Origin of the sequence: Brenneria sp. g21c3 (assembly GCF_040240345.1) — a bacterium.
Classification (GTDB): domain Bacteria; phylum Pseudomonadota; class Gammaproteobacteria; order Enterobacterales; family Enterobacteriaceae; genus Brenneria.
This window is the reverse complement of the sequence record NZ_JBEIAB010000003.1, coordinates 246,520-265,462: the sequence shown is the minus strand read 5'-3', so window position 1 is coordinate 265,462 and position 18,943 is coordinate 246,520. Positions and strand designations below refer to the sequence as shown.

The 18,943-nt window shown below is 56.9% G+C and carries 15 protein-coding genes; 10 read left to right on the top strand and 5 right to left on the bottom strand.

The window, feature by feature from the left end; translation table 11 throughout:
• Positions 1-2: 2 nt before the first annotated feature.
• The 3 genes from araH to ABRZ28_RS06420 all read right to left on the bottom strand — a co-directional run bounded on the left by araH (position 3) and on the right by ABRZ28_RS06420 (position 3,648).
• Positions 3-1,007 carry an L-arabinose ABC transporter permease AraH gene (araH, locus tag ABRZ28_RS06430; protein ID WP_319602478.1) on the bottom strand — a complete coding sequence of 335 codons (1,005 nt, stop codon included), beginning with the start codon at positions 1,005-1,007 and terminating at the stop codon, positions 3-5.
• A 17-nt stretch (positions 1,008-1,024) separates the two neighbouring features.
• Positions 1,025-2,548 carry an L-arabinose ABC transporter ATP-binding protein AraG gene (gene araG, locus ABRZ28_RS06425; RefSeq protein WP_330519759.1) on the bottom strand — a complete coding sequence of 508 codons (1,524 nt, stop codon included), beginning with the start codon at positions 2,546-2,548 and terminating at the stop codon, positions 1,025-1,027.
• A gap of 116 nt (positions 2,549-2,664) precedes the next feature.
• On the bottom strand, positions 2,665-3,648 hold the full coding sequence (locus ABRZ28_RS06420) for an arabinose ABC transporter substrate-binding protein (protein ID WP_319602480.1): 984 nt from the start codon (positions 3,646-3,648) through the stop codon (positions 2,665-2,667).
• 371 nt (positions 3,649-4,019) lie between these two features.
• Here ABRZ28_RS06420 and ABRZ28_RS06415 point away from each other — a divergent pair, with 371 nt between their 5' ends.
• From ABRZ28_RS06415 to nth, 10 genes are all read left to right on the top strand, one after another.
• Positions 4,020-5,705, top strand: coding sequence for a ribulokinase (locus ABRZ28_RS06415; protein WP_330519758.1), 1,686 nt, complete (start codon positions 4,020-4,022; stop codon positions 5,703-5,705).
• A gap of 49 nt (positions 5,706-5,754) precedes the next feature.
• The gene (gene araA, locus ABRZ28_RS06410; RefSeq protein ID WP_319602482.1) at positions 5,755-7,260 is read left to right on the top strand and encodes an L-arabinose isomerase; all 1,506 of its coding nucleotides are present in this window, start codon (positions 5,755-5,757) and stop codon (positions 7,258-7,260) included.
• A 175-nt stretch (positions 7,261-7,435) separates the two neighbouring features.
• On the top strand, positions 7,436-7,651 hold the full coding sequence (gene ydgT, locus ABRZ28_RS06405; protein ID WP_319602483.1) for a transcription modulator YdgT: 216 nt from the start codon (positions 7,436-7,438) through the stop codon (positions 7,649-7,651).
• A 198-nt stretch (positions 7,652-7,849) separates the two neighbouring features.
• Positions 7,850-8,431 carry an electron transport complex subunit RsxA gene (gene rsxA, locus ABRZ28_RS06400; protein ID WP_319602484.1) on the top strand — a complete coding sequence of 194 codons (582 nt, stop codon included), beginning with the start codon at positions 7,850-7,852 and terminating at the stop codon, positions 8,429-8,431.
• Entirely contained in the window at positions 8,431-9,009 is a 579-nt protein-coding gene (rsxB, locus tag ABRZ28_RS06395) for an electron transport complex subunit RsxB (RefSeq protein ID WP_330519757.1), read from the top strand. Before rsxA ends, rsxB begins: the two co-directional genes overlap by 1 nt.
• Positions 9,002-11,242, top strand: a complete 2,241-nt coding sequence (gene rsxC / locus ABRZ28_RS06390; RefSeq protein WP_330519756.1) for an electron transport complex subunit RsxC — start codon at positions 9,002-9,004, stop codon at positions 11,240-11,242. Before rsxB ends, rsxC begins: the two co-directional genes overlap by 8 nt.
• Positions 11,243-12,298, top strand: a complete 1,056-nt coding sequence (gene rsxD / locus ABRZ28_RS06385; RefSeq protein WP_319602487.1) for an electron transport complex subunit RsxD — start codon at positions 11,243-11,245, stop codon at positions 12,296-12,298. It abuts the gene before it with no gap.
• Positions 12,299-12,307: 9 nt separating this feature from the next.
• Entirely contained in the window at positions 12,308-12,937 is a 630-nt protein-coding gene (rsxG, locus tag ABRZ28_RS06380; protein ID WP_319602488.1) for an electron transport complex subunit RsxG, read from the top strand.
• A complete protein-coding gene (locus ABRZ28_RS06375) occupies positions 12,934-13,635 on the top strand; it encodes an electron transport complex subunit E (protein ID WP_330519755.1) in 702 nt (233 codons plus the stop codon). Before rsxG ends, ABRZ28_RS06375 begins: the two co-directional genes overlap by 4 nt.
• Positions 13,632-14,267, top strand: a complete 636-nt coding sequence (nth, locus tag ABRZ28_RS06370; protein WP_319602490.1) for an endonuclease III — start codon at positions 13,632-13,634, stop codon at positions 14,265-14,267. The genes ABRZ28_RS06375 and nth overlap by 4 nt, the downstream gene beginning before the upstream one ends.
• A gap of 74 nt (positions 14,268-14,341) precedes the next feature.
• On the opposite strand, the gene cysB is transcribed toward nth, so the two are convergent.
• Both cysB and topA read right to left on the bottom strand, forming a co-directional pair.
• Positions 14,342-15,316, bottom strand: coding sequence for an HTH-type transcriptional regulator CysB (cysB, locus tag ABRZ28_RS06365; RefSeq protein ID WP_319602491.1), 975 nt, complete (start codon positions 15,314-15,316; stop codon positions 14,342-14,344).
• Positions 15,317-15,955: 639 nt separating this feature from the next.
• Positions 15,956-18,553 carry a type I DNA topoisomerase gene (gene topA, locus ABRZ28_RS06360; protein ID WP_319602492.1) on the bottom strand — a complete coding sequence of 866 codons (2,598 nt, stop codon included), beginning with the start codon at positions 18,551-18,553 and terminating at the stop codon, positions 15,956-15,958.
• Between the last annotated feature and the right edge of the window lie 390 nt (positions 18,554-18,943).

Genomic DNA, 18,943 nt, shown 5'->3' with positions numbered 1-18,943 from the left:
GCTTATACCGTTTTCTTCGCCAGCTGTTTGTAGCGGTCGAAGATCACCGCGGCCAGCAGAATCAAGCCGCGCACCACGTATTGCGAGAACGGCGAAATATTCAGCAGATTCATGGCGTTTTCCACGGTCCCCAAAATCAGCACGCCGGCGACGACATAAGAAATTTTGCCGATGCCGCCCTTCAGCGACACCCCGCCCAGCACGCAGGCGGAAATCACGATCAGCTCATAACCGATCGAGGTCATCGGCTGACCGCTGGTCATCCGCGACGCCAGAATGATGCCCGCCGCCGCGGAGACCAGACCGGAAAGCGCAAAGATGATGATTTTGGTGCGGACCACCGGCACCCCCGCCAGACGCGCGGCCTCTTCGTTTCCGCCTATCGCCAGCGTATTGCGTCCGAAGGTGGTTTTATTGAGCAGCAGCCCAAACAGGATCATACAGGCCACGGTGATCCAGATCGGCGCCGGCAGCCCCAGCCAGTTGGCATAGCCCAGTTCAAAGAAACGCTCGTCTTCGATACCGACCGCTTTGCCGTCGGAGATAATGTAGGCCAGCCCGCGCGCGATCTGCATCGTCGCCAGCGTGGTGATCAGCGCGTTAATCTTCAGTCGCGCAATGATAAAGCCGTTAATCAAACCGAAAGCGATGCCCAGCAACAGCCCGGCGCCGACGCCGATCCACAAACTTTGGCTGATGTTGATCACCACCGCCGTGGTCACGCCGGCGCAGGCGATAATCGATGCGACGGACAGGTCAAAATCGCCGGACGCCAGGCAAAACAGCATCCCGCAGGCCACCATGCCTGACATGGATATCGCCAGCCCCAACCCTTTCATATTGATAAAGCTGGAGAAGTTCGGGACGAAAATCGCGCAAGCGACAAACAGCACGGCAAACACCACCAGCATGCCGTAGTTATCCCAAATACGCGCGATGCTCATCCCGTTTTGCCGCTTTCCAGCGCGCGCAGACGCGACCGTTGAATCCGTTTTACTTACTGGCATGGTTTGCTCCTTTACGGTCAGGCGACCGCAGCTTCAATATCAGGGGTTCGTAACATGGCCAGACTCAGCACGCTCTGCTCAGTGGCTTCATCGTGCATCAGCTCGCCGGAGACCGCGCCTTCACGCATCACGATGATACGATCGGCCAGCCCAAGCACTTCCGGCAGATCGCTGGAAGCGAAAAGCACGGCGATGCCTTGCTTCGCCAGTTCATAAATGACGTGATAGATTTCATGTTTGGCGCCGACGTCAATCCCGCGCGTTGGCTCATCCAGCAGAATGACTTTCATCTCTTCGGATAACCAGCGCCCCAGAATCGCCTTCTGCTGGTTGCCGCCGGAAAGATTCATCATCAGTTGTTGCGCGCTGGGGGTTTTGATGTTCAACGCCTGGATCCGTTGCCGCGCATTCTCCTCCTCCCAGCGATTGTTAATGATGAAGCCGGCCTTCAGACTCTTGCGCCGCGCGCTGATATTAATGTTGTCGCGTACCGAATGAACGGCGATGATCCCCTCCGCCTTGCGATCTTCAGGACACAGCATGATGCCCTGACGGATCGCCTCAATCGGCGAATTAACCGCTAATGGCTTGCCGTCCAGCAGTACCTGCCCGCTGGTGATGCGGGTCGCCCCGAACAGCCCTTTCAGCAGTTCGCTGCGTCCGGCGCCCACCAGCCCGAATAACCCGACGATTTCTCCCTGACGCACTTGCAGGGAAACCGTGGACTTCACCCCCGGCGCCTTCACATCTTTCAGGGTCAGCCGCGCTTCGCCGCAGGTACGCGGCGCGTAGCCATAGATATCGCCCAGGTTTCTGCCCACCATCGCCTGAACCAGCGATTCATGGTTCACCTGCGCCATATCGTCAAAGGTGCGGACATAGCGGCCATCCTTAAACACGGTGATGGCGTCGCTCAGGGCGAAAATCTCTTCCATACGGTGCGAAACGTACAAAATGACGCGCCCTTCGCTGCGTAACTCGCGGATTACCCGGAACAATTGTTCGATTTCCCGCGCGGACAGCGAACTGGTGGGTTCGTCAAAGGCGATGATTTTGGCGTTGCGCGCCAGCGCTTTGGCGATTTCCACCATTTGCCACTGGCCGATGGACAGGTATTTAAGCGGCGTATCGGGATCGATATCCAACCCCAGATGATCGAGTTGCAGTTGGCTTTCATAACGCATCAGCGAATAGTTAACCACGCCGTATTTATGCGGAAACTGGCCGAGATAGATGTTTTCCGCCACCGTCATTTCCGGCACCAGATGCAATTCCTGATAAATAATGGCAATCCCCTGATTCAGGGCATCCATCGTATTGTTGAACTGCGCCGGCTTACCCTGAATATGGATTTCCCCGGTAGAAGGCAAATAGTTACCGCTCAAAATCTTTAATAGCGTGGATTTACCCGCGCCGTTTTCCCCCATCAGGGCATGGATCTGCCCGGCATAACAGGAAAAGCTGATGTCCGTCAGCGCCTTCACGCCGGGAAACGCTTTGCCGATGCCATGAAATGATAAATAGGGTGACTGTGCCGTCATGGCCATTTCCTCATGGTTAAAACGGTTGCTGTCAAAACGGCGGAGACTCGCTCCGCCATCTCCTGACTTACCCGCCGCGCGGCCGAAACGATCGAGATATCATCACCGCGCCGGTATTACAGCAGGCCCTTTTTCTCCAGCTCGACTTTGAAGTTTTCCCGGGTGATCAGCACCACGTCGGTGACCTCGGTGAATTTTTCCGGCTCCACGCCTTTGGCGACCCAGTCGTTCAGCATCTGGATGCTCTTATAGCCGTGGATATCCGGGCTTGGCAGCAGCGAGCCATAAAAGCCGGTGGCCTGGCCCTTCGACAGTTCGCTCACCGCATCCACGCCGTTGATGCCGATACCGATCACGTTGGCCGCTTTAAAGCCCTGACCTTCGGTGGCGCGCACGCCGCCCAGCACGGTGTTATCGTTCATGCCGACGATCAGCCAGTTCTTCACCTGCGGATGCTGAACCAGCATGGAGTTGGCGGCGTCGAATGCGCCGGGGATATCGTTGGATTTGGTCGGCACCTGATAGATGTGTTTTTCCGGGAAACCGGCCGCTTTCAGGGCTTCCATCGAACCGGTTGTCCGACGGCGCGCGGTGTCCAGCTCATTGGAGGTAATCGCCATCACGGCGGTTTCATCCACCTTCCAGCCGCGGTTGTTCATCTCTTTCCACAGCTCCTGCCCCTGACGCTCGCCGATTTTGGTCGCCGCCATCATCACCAGCGGTACCGACGCCATCGGTTCGCCTTTGGCATTGACGAACTGGTCGTCCACCGCGATGACTTTCAGATCGTAACTGCGCGCTTTAGCCACAATGGCCGGCCCCAGTTTGGGATCGGGCGTACAGATAACGAAGCCTTTCGCGCCGCTGGCGGCCAGGCTATCAATGGCGTTAAGCGTTTTTTCGCCATCCGGCACGGCAATTTTGATCACGTCGAAGCCAAGATCCTTGCCGGCCTTATCGGCAAACTTCCATTCCGTCTGAAACCAGGGCTCCTCTGGTTGTTTAACCAGAAATCCCAGTTTCAGCGTTTCAGCGATAGCCGATTGTGACATAACGGCGGCCAGCCCAATCGTCGCCAGCACCTTAGTGAATTTATGCATGATGTTCTCCGGTGTATTTATCGTTTTACACGCCGATGACGCTGAAACGTGTAATCGTTTCCAGTAGGGCATTTCCGGTCTGGATAAAGGAAAAACACGGCGTTGATGCAATTCCTTTCCTCCACAGCATTCAGACGCCCTACCTTTTAGCTGTTATTTTTCACCAGAAGATAGAGCGTTATCACATCCCGAAATAATGACAGGTTTGTACATATATTTAGCGAATTTAACCGGTTGTTAACTTTTGACGGGCATCACAAAATGACCGACAGCGGCAGAAAAATGCATACTTCCAGCTAACGCCTCCTCACCCCCGGCGTTGTCTCTCTTTATCGTTACAGCACGACAAAGAGGACGAACAGGAGCAAGCGATGAGTGCGGATGCGATTACGATTGGACTCGACTTCGGCAGTGATTCGGTGCGCGCGTTGGCCGTGGACTGCCAGACCGGAGAGGAATTGGCGACGGACGTGGTTTATTATCCCCGCTGGCGCGCCGGGAAATATTGTCAACCGGCCGCCAACCAATTCCGCCACCATCCTCTGGATTATATTGAATCGCTGGAACAGGCCATTCGCGCCGCCGCCGGACGACTCAGCGCGCGACAGCGTCAACGGATCGTCGGCATCGGCGTGGATTCAACCGGCTCCACGCCCGCGCCTATCGACGCGCAGGGCAATATCCTGGCGCTGCGCCCGGAATTCGCCGATAACCCGAACGCCATGTTCGTACTGTGGAAAGATCACAGCGCGATAGAAGAAGCCGAGGAAATCAACGCGCTGTGCCGCAGCGGCCGGTTCCCCGACTACACCCGCTATATCGGCGGCGTCTACTCCTCGGAATGGTTCTGGGCAAAAATCCTGCACGTCTCGCGTGCGGATGCCGCGGTGCGTCAGGCCGCCGTCTCCTGGGTTGAACTCTGCGACTGGGCGCCGGCCCTGCTTTCCGGCACGCATGCGCCCGGCCAGATCAAACGCGGTCGTTGCAGCGCCGGGCATAAATCGCTCTGGCACCCCGACTGGGGCGGCGTGCCGCCGGAAACCTTCCTGCGCGCGCTCGATCCCTGTCTGAGCGAAAACCTGCAATACCCGCTGTTCACCGATACCTGGACCGCCGAGCAGCCGGTCGGCGTCATTACGCCGGAGTGGGCGCAACGGCTTGGTCTGCCGGAAAACGTGGTTATCGCCGGCGGCGCGTTTGACTGCCATGTCGGCGCCGTCGGCGCCGGCGCGCAGCCGTATACGCTGGTGAAAGTGATCGGCACCTCCACCTGCGACATTCTGATTGCCGAGGAAGATCGGATTGCCGGGCGAACGATTAAAGGTATCTGCGGCCAGGTGGACGGCAGCGTGGTACCCGGCTACATCGGGCTGGAAGCGGGACAATCCGCCTTTGGCGATATGTACGCCTGGTTTGGCCGGCTGCTGAACTGGTCATTGCAGCAGGCCGCCGACGATCATCCGGCGATTACGGCGCAGTTGCAGGCGACGCAGGCGCAACTGCTGGAGCGGCTGACGCAAGCCTGGGCGGCGAACCCGACGCTGGATCACCTGCCCGTGGTGCTCGACTGGTTTAACGGTCGCCGGACCCCCTTCGCCGACCAGCGGTTAAAAGGCGTGATTACCGATCTCAATCTGGGTACGGATGCGCCGACGCTGTTTGGCGGTTTTATCGCCGCCTCGGCCTTCGGCGCCCGCGCCATCATGGAGTGCTTTGAAAATCAGGGCGTGCCGGTCGAGAACATTCTCGCCCTTGGCGGTATCGCCCGCAAATCCCCGACCATCATGCAGGTTTGCACCGATGTGATGAATCGCCCGTTGCAAATCGTCGCCTCCGACCAGTGCTGCGCGCTGGGCGCGGCCATCTTCGCCGCCGTGGCGGCGGGCATTCATGCCGACATTCCCGGCGCGCAACGCCACATGGCCAGCGGTATTGAACGCACGCTGACGCCGGACGGCCGACGCGTCGCACAGTATCAGCGGCTCTACGAACGTTATCAGCAGTGGTGCCGCATCGCCGAGCCGGCTTACCGCGCGACCCGGCAGGCGCAAGCGTGAATCTCGGTTAATTACTTTCGCTTCCCGTTGGGAATAAACAGGAGTCATCATGGATCATTTCAAGCAGCTTGAAGTCTGGTTTGTTATCGGCAGCCAACACCTGTATGGACCGGAAACCTTACGTCAGGTCAAGGAGAACGCGGAAAACGTGGTCGCCGGTCTGAATCAGCAGGCCGGACTGCCGGTAAAACTGGTGCTTAAACCGCTGGTGAAAACGCCGGACGAAATTCTCTCGCTGTGCCGGGACGCCAATTATCAGGATAACTGTATCGGTCTGCTGACCTGGCTGCATACCTTCTCGCCCGCCAAGATGTGGATCGGCGGGCTGCGCGTTCTGCACAAGCCGCTGCTGCAATTTCATACCCAGTTCAACGCGGAAATTCCGTGGGACACCATGGATATGGATTTTATGAATTTGAATCAGACGGCGCACGGCGGCCGGGAGTTCGGGTTTATCGGCGCCCGGATGCGTCAGTCGCACCAGGTGGTTGTCGGCCACTGGCAGGATAAACAGGCCCATGAACGTATCGCCAAATGGATGCGGGTGGCGGCGGCGCTGCGGGAAAGCAAGCAGCTGAAACTGGCGCGTTTCGGCGACAATATGCGTGAAGTGGCGGTAACGGAAGGCGATAAGGTCGGCGCGCAGATCCAGTTCGGTTATTCCGTCAGCGCCTGGGGATTGGGCGATTTGGCCGGCGTGGTCGATGCCGTCGCCAAAGGCGATATCGATGCGCTGGTTGACGAGTATGAAGCCAGCTACCACTTGACCGATGCGGTAAAACTACACGGCCCGAACCGGCAAAATCTGCTGGATGCGGCGCAAATCGAGCTGGGATTGAAACGTTTTCTGGAACAGGGCGGCTATAAAGCCTTTACCACCGATTTTGAAAATCTGTATGGGCTGAAGCAGTTGCCGGGGCTGGCCGTCCAGCGATTAATGCAGCAAGGCTACGGGTTCGGCGGCGAAGGCGACTGGAAAACGGCGGCGCTGCTGCGCATTATGAAAGTGATGGCGCAGGGGTTGCCCGGCGGCACCTCGTTTATGGAGGACTACACCTACAACTTCCAGGCACACAATAATTTGGTGGTCGGCTCTCATATGCTGGAAGTCTGCCCCAGCATCGCCCGGGAGCAAAAACCGATTCTTGACGCCCAACATCTGGGGATCGGCGGCAAGGCCGATCCCGCGCGGCTGATTTTCTCCACGCCCGCCGGTCTTGCGCTCAATGCCAGCGTTATCGACATGGGCGATCGTTTCAGAATGCTGGTTAACGTGGTGGACGCCATTGAACAGCCGCGCCCGTTGCCCAAGCTGCCGGTCGCGCGCGCCATCTGGCAAGCGCAACCCTCGCTGGAGGTCGCCGCCGAGGCCTGGATTCTGGCGGGCGGCGCGCATCACTCGGTATTCAGCCAGGCGCTGGATGCGGACTATCTGCGTCTGTATGCCGAGATGCAGAATATTGAGCTGCTGGTAATCGACAACGATACCCGCCTGCCTGCGTTCAGGGACGCATTGCGCTGGAACGAGGTGTATTACAAACTCTGTAGCCGCTAACGGAAAAGCGCCGGGCCGCACGGACGCGGCGAACAAAGCGCGCAGGAAATAATGACGATTTGCGGATTAAAACAGTAGGTTAGAATTTATATTTCTTTTTTTATTATCCTATAGACAGCGCCTATCTCTTGCATATACTTAATCCCCCAACATCATAACTATTAGCTCATTAATTATGACTGCGCATGACTACTTGCTTAAGTTTCGGAAGGTCAGTACGATGGAAAGTCTGGAAAAACTCTTCGATCATCTCAACTACTCCCTGACCGACAGCCAGGAAATAATCAATATGTATCGGGCCGCGGATCATCGGCGGGCGGAGCTGGTTTCCGGCGGCAAGCTATTTGATTTGGGTTGCGTTCCCAAGTCGGTGTGGCGCTATGTGATATAAGTCCGAACGGTGATAATGCTAATGAATAATTATGCTTATTCACCGTTTTCCGTTGATATCGTCATGATCTTTCCGTTCCTTTATATGGGTTCAGCGCCCCTATTCATTCAGGTTTCGTCCATATCCTTACTTTAGGTGTGTTGTCGAAAGCCTGACAATACCTGATAATGTGCGGGTTTTGTTTTTTTAGGCAGAGTAATGACCGAATACGCACTGTTATTTGTTAGCGCCCTTCTGGTAAACAATTTCGTTCTGGTGAAATTTCTGGGGCTGTGTCCGTTTATGGGCGTATCCAAACGCCTGGAGACGGCTATCGGCATGGGATTGGCCACCACGTTCGTGATGACATTGGGCTCGATGTTTTCCTGGATAGTCAACGCGTTTGTCCTGGAGCCGCTCAATATCGTTTACCTGAGGACAATGGCGTTCATTCTGGTATTGGCCGTCGTCGTGCAGTTTTCGGAACTGGTGGTGCGTAAAACCAGCCCGGAACTTTACCGCCTGCTGGGCATTTTTCTGCCGTTAATCACCACCAACTGCGCCGTGCTGGGCGTGGTGCTGCTCAATGTCAACATGTCCCATGGTTTTCTTCAGTCGACGCTGTACGGTTTCGGCGCGGCGGCCGGCTTTTCTTTAGTGATGGTGCTGTTTGCCGCCATCCGCGAGCGTCTTACGGTTTCCGACGTTCCCGCCCCCTTCCGCGGTTCGTCGATCGCGCTGATTACCGCCGGGCTGATGTCGCTGGCTTTCATGGGCTTTACCGGTTTGGTGAAATTCTAATGACGGCTATTTGGATCGCCATTGCGGCTCTCAGTTTACTCGCCCTGTTTTTCGGCCTCGTTCTCGGCTATGCGTCGCGTCGTTTTCAGGTCGAGGAAGATCCTGTCGTTGAACAGGTCGAAGCCATGCTGCCGCAGAGCCAGTGCGGCCAGTGCGGTTATCCCGGCTGTCGCCCCTATGCCGAAGCCGTCTCGCTGAATGGCGAAAAAATCAATAAATGCGTACCCGGCGGCGAAGCGATGATGCTGAAGCTGGCCGAGAAGCTGAACGTCGATCCGCAGCCGCTCGACGGGGACGACGCCGTGCGCAAACCCGAGCGACAAGTCGCCTGGATTGACGAAGCAAACTGCATCGGCTGCACCAAGTGCATTCAGTCTTGTCCGGTAGATGCCATCGTCGGCAGCACCAAAGCGGTACATACCGTCGTCAGCGACCTCTGCACCGGTTGCGATCTGTGCGTCGCGCCCTGCCCCACGGACTGTATCGAACTGCGCCCCGTCGCGCCGACTCCCGACAGCTGGAAATGGGATCTCAACGCCATTCCGGTTCGTGTTATTCAAGTAGAACACCATGCTTAAGCTGTTTACCGCCTTGAAAAAAGATCGGATCTGGGATTTCAACGGCGGAATTCATCCGCCGGAAATGAAAACCCAATCCAGCCAGGTTCCGCTGCGCGCCATACCGCTACCGGAACAGTTTATCATTCCGCTCAAACAGCACCTCGGGCCGGAAGGCGAACTTTGCGTCCAGGTCGGCGAGCAGGTACTGCGCGGCCAGCCGCTGACGCGCGGCAAAGGCCGGACATTGCCGGTCCATGCGCCGACCTCCGGCACGGTGAGCGCGATTCGTCATCACATGACGGCGCACCCTTCGGCATTGCCTGAATTAAGCGTGCTCATCACCCCGGATGGCGAAGACCGCTGGTGTGAACGCCGCGCGCTCGGCGACTACCGCACGCAGTCCGCGGAGACCCTGCTCGCCCACCTGCATCAGGCGGGTATCGCCGGTTTGGGCGGCGCCGGTTTTCCAACCGCCGCCAAGTTGCAAGGCGGGATGCGCGGCATCGAAACGTTGATCATCAATGCCGCCGAGTGCGAACCCTATATCACCGCCGACGACCGGCTGATGCAGGAACATGCGGATGAAATCGTGCAAGGCATCGATATTCTCGCTTATCTGCTACAGCCGCAGCGTATTCTAATCGGCATCGAGGATAATAAGCCCGAGGCCATTGCCGCGCTGCGGCAGGCATTGCCCGCACATTCGACCATCGGTCTGCGCGTTATTCCAACCAAGTATCCGTCCGGCGGCGCCAAGCAGCTCACCAAGATTCTGACCGGCAAGGAAGTTCCCTTTGGCAAACACTCCGCCGCGATTGGCGTATTGATGCAGAATGTCGGCACCGCCTTTGCCATCAAACGCGCGGTTGTCGACGGCGAACCGCTGACCGAGCGCGTCGTCACGCTGACGGGCGAAGCCTTGCGACAGCCTGGCAATGTCTGGGCCAGATTAGGCACGCCCGTGCGTCATTTACTGAAACATGCCGGATTCCACATCAGCCGGCAGCCGATGGTGATCATGGGCGGTCCGTTGATGGGATTTACGTTGCCGTCGCTGGATGTACCCATCGTCAAAATCAGTAACTGTATTCTGGCGCCCTCCCATTCGGAGATGGAACCGGTCGCCGAAGAACAGTCCTGCATCCGTTGCAGCCAGTGCGCCGATGCCTGCCCCGCCGGGTTGTTGCCGCAGCAATTGTACTGGTTCAGCCGTGGCCAGGAGCACGAAAAAGCGCGCGATCACTATCTGTTTGACTGCATAGAGTGCGGCGCCTGCGCCTATGTCTGCCCCAGCAATATTCCGCTGGTGCAATATTACCGCCAGGAAAAGGCGGAAATCCGCGCCATTGACGAAGAAGCTCGACGTTCTGCGCAAGCCAAGCGCCGATTTGATGCGAAGAAAGCGCGGCTTGAGCGCGAAAAACAGACGCGGGAACTGCGCCATCAACAGGCGGCGGCCGGTATTTCAGAAGGTGATAAACAGGCGGTTCAGTCGGCGCTGGCGCGAGTGCGTGATACGAAGTCGTCGCCCGTCATTGAAGTGATCCCCGGCCAACAGCCGGATAACCGCGCGGCTATCGCGGCCCGCGCCGCGCGTAAGGCGCAGGCGCGCGCCAACCAGTCGGCTTGCGCTAAACCCCATACGGCAGACGAGACCGACCCGCGCAAAGCCGCCGTGGCCGCCGCCATCGCACGGGTAAAAGCCCGTAAAGCCGCGCAGCAGACCGCAGGCGACGATAGCACGCCGCCGACCGCCCCGGCGCAATCGCCCGAGCAACCCGCCGACCCGCGCAAAGCCGCCGTGGCCGCCGCCATCGAGCGGGTAAAAGCCCGTAAAGCCGCGCAGCAGACCGCAAGCGACGATAGCACGCCGCCGGCCGCCCCGGCGCAATCGCCCGAGCAACCCGCCGACCCGCGCAAAGCCGCCGTGGCCGCCGCTGTCGAGCGGGTAAAAGCCCGTAAAGCCGCGCAGCAGGCCGCAGGCGACGATAGCACGCCGCCGTCCGCCCCGGCGCAATCGCCCGAGCAACCCGTCGACCCGCGCAAAGCCGCCGTGGCCGCCGCTATCGAGCGGGTAAAAGCCCGTAAAGCCGCGCAGCAGGCCGCAGGCGACGATAGCACGCCGCCGTCCGCCCCGGCGCAAACGCCCGATCAGCCCGTCGACCCGCGCAAAGCCGCCGTCGCCGCCGCCATCGAGCGGGTAAAAGCCCGTAAAGCAGCACAAGCTTCATCGAAGTCTCAAGAGGAATAAATGGCTTTCAAGATTGCAAGTTCACCGTTTACACATAATCAGCAGCGCACTCAGCGCATTATGTTGCTGGTGATCATAGCCTGTATTCCCGGTATGCTGGCTCAGTACTCTTTCTTTGGCTACGGTAACCTGATTCAGGTTTGTCTGGCCGCGGTAACCGCCATTGCCGCGGAATCAGTGACATTGTCACTTAGGAAATTTAACGTTCGGGCGAATCTGGCTGATAATTCAGCGCTACTCACCGGCATTCTGCTCGGTATCAGTCTTCCGCCGCTGGCGCCCTGGTGGATGGTGGTTATCGGCACTCTATTTGCCATCGTGATCGCCAAACAACTCTATGGCGGTCTGGGACAAAATCCGTTCAATCCGGCCATGATCGGCTACGTGGTGTTACTGATCTCGTTTCCGCTTCAAATGACAAGCTGGCTGCCCCCGGCCCCGTTGCAAAGTCTGCCGGTCAGTTTCTATGACGCGCTGGTCGCTATTTTTACCGGGCATACGCCGTCCGGGCATTCGGTGCAACAACTGATGCAAAGCGTTGACGGCATCAGTCAGGCGACGCCGCTGGATACGTTTAAAACGGCGCTGCGCGCCGGTCATCAGCCAGAGCAAATTCTGCAACAGCCGTTATTTTCCGGCGCGCTGGCGGGGGTTGGCTGGCAGTGGGTGAATATCGGTTTTCTGGCCGGCGGGCTATTCCTGCTGCAACAGGGAACCATTCGCTGGCATATCCCGGTCAGCTTTCTGCTGACCTTGGTGCTGTGCGCCTCGCTGGCCTGGATGCTGTCGCCAGAAAGATATGCGCCGCCGATGTTGCATCTGTTCTCCGGCGCCACCATGCTGGGGGCGTTCTTCATCGCCACCGATCCGGTGACAGCCTCCACCACTAATAGAGGCCGGCTGATTTTCGGCGCGCTGATCGGCCTGCTGGTCTGGCTAATCAGAACCTACGGCGGTTATCCTGACGGCGTCGCCTTCGCGGTATTGCTGGCGAATATCACCGTGCCGCTGATTGATTATTACACCAAGCCCCGCGCTTACGGCCATCACCGCTAAGGAGTCGCTATGTTAACCACGATGCGCCGCCATGCGACAACGCTGGCGCTTTTCGCCGCCGGCACCACCGCCTTAACGGCGGTCGTCAACAGCTTGACGGCGCCGACTATCGCGCATCAGGCCGCGCTAGAGCAAAGAAAGCTGCTGGATCAGGTTATTCCGGCGGACAGATATGACAATGATCTGCTGCAAGAGTGTTACACCGTCACAGACCCGGCGCTGGGATCAGCGTCCGCGCACCGGGTATTCATTGCCCGCAAAGCCGGCGAACCCGTTGCGGCGGCCGTGGAAAGCACCGCCCCGGACGGCTATTCGGGCGCGATCAACCTGCTGATTGGCGCGGATTTTATGGGTAATGTGCTGGGGGCGCGCGTGACCGAACATCATGAAACGCCGGGATTAGGCGATAAAGTCGATGTGCGCATTTCAGACTGGATCACGCGTTTTAGCGGACAACGCGTACAGAATGACGCCGACCCCCGATGGGCGGTAAAAAAAGAAGGCGGGCAGTTCGACCAGTTCACCGGCGCGACCATTACGCCGCGGGCGGTGATTAATAGCATCAAACGCGGCGCGCTGTATCTGGAAACGTTGCCGTCCCAACTGTCTTCCCTACCTGCCTGCGGAGAGCGCCAATGAGTGAAGCGAAACGCCTTTTAGTCGAAGGATTGTGGAAAAACAATTCGGCGCTGGTGCAATTGCTTGGGCTTTGTCCCCTGCTGGCGGTGTCCTCCACCGCCACCAACGCGCTCGGACTCGGACTGGCGACGACCCTGGTGCTGGTGCTGACCAATGCCTCGGTTTCGGCGCTGCGGCGCTGGGTTTCCGCTGAAATCCGCATCCCGATCTATGTCATGCTGATCGCCGCCGTGGTCAGTACGGTACAAATGCTGATCAATGCTTATGCCTACGGCTTATACCAGTCGCTGGGCATTTTTATTCCGCTGATCGCCACCAACTGTATTGTTATCGGACGGGCGGAAGCCTATGCGTCGAAAAACCCGGTGGGACTTTCCGCGATCGACGGCCTGGCCATGGGCTTAGGCGCCACCAGCGCGCTGTTTGTTCTGGGGGCGCTGCGTGAGATTGTGGGTAACGGCACCCTGTTCGACGGCGCCGATTTATTGCTGGGCGACTGGGCCAAAGCGCTGCGCATCGAGGTCGTTCACCTGGACTCGCCGTTCCTGCTCGCCATGCTGCCGCCCGGCGCCTTTATCGGCTTAGGACTGATGTTGGCGGCGAAGTATGTGATTGATGAAAAAATGAAGCAACGTCAAGCCAGGATCGCCGCAGGCGCCGGGAACTCGCCTTCGAATGTGTCTGGGGAAACATTATGAACCAACAAAAACGGATTGAAATTTTAAGCAGACTGCGAGCCAACGATCCGCATCCCACAACCGAACTGAAATACACGACGCCGTTTGAACTGCTGATCGCCGTGCTGCTTTCCGCGCAGGCCACCGATGTCAGCGTGAACAAGGCGACGGCCAGGCTCTACCCCGTCGCCAATACGCCGGAAGCGATGCTCGCGCTGGGCGTCGAAGGGATAAAAAGCTACATCAAGACCATCGGGCTGTTTAACAGCAAAGCTGAAAACGTGATAAAAACCTGCCGCATGCTGATTGAAAAACATCAAAGCCAGGTACCCGAAGATCGCGCCGCGCTGGAGGCCTTGCCCGGCGTGGGGCGCAAAACGGCGAATGTGGTGCTCAATACCGCTTTCGGCTGGCCGACAATCGCCGTCGATACGCATATTTTTCGCGTCTGCAACCGCACCGGCTTTGCTCCCGGCAAAAACGTCGAACAGGTTGAAGAAAAGCTGCTTAAAGTGGTGCCGACCGAGTTTAAGGTTGATTGCCATCACTGGCTGATCCTGCACGGCAGATATACCTGTATCGCCCGCAAACCGCGCTGCGGCTCCTGCCTGATTGAAGATCTGTGCGAATATAAAGAAAAGGTCTACGCGTAGCGGTTATCTTGCAAGAAACGGATACCCGCCGGTTTAATGCCGCGCGGGGCCGGCTGGCCCCGCCGTTCCGCCGATTATTTGATCGGCAGCGTAATATCCTTGAACATGGCTTCGATTTCTTCGTTCGAACGCAGCGCCACGGCGGTATCCACCACATCGCGCGTCAGATGCGGCGCAAAGCGATGAATGAAGTCATACATATAGCTGCGCAGGAAGGTGCTGCGGCGGAAACCGATTTTAGTGGTGCTATAGCTGAAGATCTGACTGACGTTGATCTTCACCAAATCGGTTTCTATTTGCGGATCAACGGCCATATTGGCTATCACGCCGATGCCCAGCCCGAGACGCACATAGGTCTTGATGACATCCGCATCGGTTGCGGTAAACACGATACGCGGCGTCAGGCCGGCGCGATTGAAGGCGGTATCCAGTTCCGAGCGCCCGGTGAAGCCGAAGGTGTAGGTCACGATCGGATAAGCGGCCAGCTCCTCAATTGTGACTTCCGTTTTCGACGCCAAAGGATGATCGGGTTTGACCACCACGGCGCGGTTCCAGTGGTAACAGGGCAGCATGATTAAATCGTCATAGAGATGCAGCGCCTCGGTGGCGATGGCGAAATCCGCCGAACCTTTGGCCACCGCTTCCGCAATCTGCGTCGGCGAGCCCTGATGCATGTGCAACGATACCCGCGGATAACGCTCGATAAAGCCTTTGATCACGCTAGGCAATGCATAGCGAGCCTGAGTATGCGTCGTGGCGACATACAGCGAACCTTTGTCCGGGTAAGTATGCTCGCCGGCGACGGCCTTGATGGCATCGACTTTTGACAGGACTTCACGCGCGATACGAATGACTTCCTGCCCGGCAGGCGTCACCTGCGTCAGATGCTTGCCGCTGCGGGCAAAGATCTGAATGCCCAGTTCATCCTCTAACATTCTCACCTGTTTACTGATGCCAGGCTGAGAGGTGTACAACCCTTCCGCGGTAGAAGAAACATTCAGGTTGTGATTAACAACTTCAACAATATAACGAAGCTGTTGCAGTTTCATAAGTTATCCCATTTTCAATTGAATTATGCGCACGCCATCCAAAATTCTGACGATGTTTCATTTGCTGAAATCGTTTTTTGCACCTTAGTCATCTGGTGCATATTTTCATCAATTAATGTCATTTAATCATAAAAATAGTTTTTATATAACCACTATTGAATCGCATATAAGAAGAAACCATGACCAGTGAATAAAAAACGCTCGATTTCAGGCTATCCGTCAGTGATAAAACGAATCCCGACGCGCATCGCCCGCGGACAAGCGCAAAATCAACCTGCCGTAGGCCATAAGGATCAAGGGTATATCAACGAATCAATATCCTCCCGGGTAAATCGCCATCTCCTTACCCAGATCAAAAAAGCCAGCCTAAAAGGCTGGCCGAGGTTGATGACAAACCTTTCCAAATCCGTCATTCCCGCGCACAAAAACATCGGGAATGTTTTTGAACGCCACTCGCGACGGCCCGAAGGGCGAGTCCCAGGGATGGGGCGAATAACCGGGAATCAGCCAATGGCGGTTTACGGTTTCAGTAGGCGATTCCCGCCTACAACCGCGGGAATGACTGGACGTAACGTTTTACCGCCGCCGCTGACCTCGCGGCCATCGTCGTCCTCGCGACGACATGCCCGCGCGAATGCCCTATTTCTTTCCTTCGACCCATTTGCCGTCAACATAGAAAGCGGACCAGCCGGTCGCTTTGCCGTCTTTCTCTGAAGAGACATATTGCTGTTTGGTCTTACGGCTAAAGCGCACCATGGTCTTGTTGCCGTCTTTATCGACAACCGGCGCGTCGGCCAGATAACGCATTTTCTCCGGCAGACGATCTTTAAAGCGCACCAGTTCTTCCACCAACGGCGCGCGCGTCTCACGGGATTTCGGGAACGTATTGGCCGCCAGGAAGATACCCGCGGCGCCGTCGCGCAACACGAAATAGGCATCGGACTTTTCACACGGCAGCTCAGGCAAAGGAACCGGGTCTTCCTTCGGCGGCGCCACTTCGCCGTTACGCAGAATTTTACGCGTATTGCCGCATGCCTCATTGGTACAGGCCATGTATTTACCGAAGCGTCCCATCTTCATGTGCATTTCCGCACCACATTTTTCGCATTCGACGACCGGGCCGTCATAGCCCTTAATACGAAACTCGCCGCTTTCAATCTCATAACCGTCACAGGCGGGGTTGTTGCCGCACACATGCAGTTTGCGCTGGTTATCAATCAGGTAGCTGTCCATCGCCGTACCGCATTTGGGGCAGCGACGACGCGCGCGCAGCGCATTGGCTTCCGCCTCATCCCCTTCCAGCACGTTAAGCACTTCGGCTTCAGGAATCAGGTTGATGGTGGTTTTGCAACGCTCTTTCGGCGGCAGCGCATAACCGGAGCAACCCAGGAATACCCCGGTGCTGGCGGTGCGAATGCCCATTTTCCGGCCGCAGCTCGGACAGTCGATACTGGTCAGAATCATTTGATTAGGCCGCATACCGCCTTTTTCAGGATCCTGCTCCGCGGTTTCCAACCGCTGGCTGAACTCGGCGAAAAACTCGTCCAGCACCGCTTTCCACTGCGCCTGATTATTCGCTACCTGGTCCAGACTGCTTTCCATGCGCGCGGTGAAATCGTAGCTCATCAGCTCGCGGAAGTTCTCTTCCAGCCGATCGGTGACAATCTCGCCCATTTTCTCGGCGTAGAAACGGCGGTTTTCAACCCGCACATAGCCGCGATCCTGGATGGTGGAGATAATCGACGCATAGGTGGAAGGACGGCCGATGCCGCGTTTTTCCAGCTCTTTAACCAGAGACGCGTCGCTATAGCGTGCGGGCGGCTTGGTGAAGTGCTGACTCGGCAGCAATTTTTGCAGCGCCAGCCGTTCGCCGACGGCGACCGTCGGCAATGTGCGATCCTCATCATTTTTGCGCAGCGCCGGCATGACCTTCGTCCAGCCGTCGAAACGCAAGGTGCGGCCTTTGGCGCGCAACTGATAATCGGCGGCTTTGACAATCAACGTGGTGGAATCGTATTTCGCCGGCGTCATCTGACAGGCGACGAATTGACGCCAAATCAGTTGATACAGCTTCTGCGCATCCGCTTCCATATCCTTAAGATGCTCGGCAAGCACTTTCACATCCGAAGGACGGATCGCTTCGTGCGCTTCCTGCGAATTTTCTTTGTTGCTGTAGTGATTCGGCGCATCGGGCAGATAATTTTTACCAAATTCTTTGCCGATATAATCGCGAGCCATGCTCAGCGCATCCTGACTCAGGTTGGTCGAGTCGGTACGCATATAGGTAATGTGGCCCGCTTCATACAGACGCTGCGCCATCATCATGGTCTTTTTCACGCCGAACCCCAGACGGGTGCTGGCGGCCTGTTGCAGCGTAGAGGTGATAAACGGCGCGCCAGGCTTACTGCTGGTTGGCTTATCTTCCCGTTCCGCCACCGCATAGTCGGCTTTTTCCAACAGGCTGAGGGCGGCCTGCGTCTGCGTTTTATTGACCGGCTTGAACGGTTTGCCGTTGAAGTGGGTAACCTGCATCTGCAACGGGGTATCGCTGCCCGCCAGTAAATCCGCGTGCAGTTCCCAGTATTCTTCCGGCACGAACGCCTTGATTTCGCGTTCGCGGTCGACAATCAGACGCACCGCCACCGACTGCACGCGGCCGGCGGACAGCCCGCGGGCAATTTTTTTCCACAACAGCGGCGAAACCATATAGCCGACCACCCGATCCATAAACCGGCGGGCCTGTTGGGCATTCACGCGATCGATATTTAACTTATCCGGATTCTCAAACGCCTGCTGAATCGCATTCTTGGTGATTTCATTAAACACCACGCGACTGAAACGCTTATCGTCGCCGCCGATGATTTCCCGCAGGTGCCAGGCGATGGCTTCCCCTTCGCGGTCAAGGTCGGTCGCGAGATAGATATGATCGGCATTTTCCGCCAGCGTTTTTAACTCCGAGACCACCTTCTCTTTACCGGGCAAAATTTCATAGTTCGCTTTCCACCCGTGGTAAGGATCGACGCCCATGCGGTTCACCAACGCGGATTTCTCATCCTTTTTGACGGCTTTTTTGGTTTTGTCTTTGGTTGAGTCCGCGCTCTTTTTACTGGCTGAGCCACTGGTCGGCAAATCGCGCACATGGCCGACGCTGGATTTCACCACGTAGGCATTGCCTAAATACTTATTGATCGTTTTGGCTTTTGCCGGGGACTCAACTATAACGAGAGCTTTACCCATATGTACTATTACCTGCTGAATTCTTCTGAAAATCAGATATCTTTTGGGGGCATCCGCCAACATAAACAAGGGCGAATACTCGATTAATTGTGGATCACGGCGCAGTTCGCTCGATCATTACCGCTGAGTGGTGCAACTCAAAAAATCTTCCGTAATCCGCACGTTCGGTCTGAATAGTAACGCGTTTATTCCAATATCAGATAAATACCCACTGCCATGACGTAAAGAATTAATTCCACTGACCGCGCAAAATCCCACACTCTACCTGATAAATGACGTCACGCAACCTAATTAGCATGGAAAAGCCGTTTTATCCACCCCGCGATGAATGCGGTATCGGCAGGCAAGTGACTAAAACTTAGCGCATTTGCGATAAAATATATCGGAGAA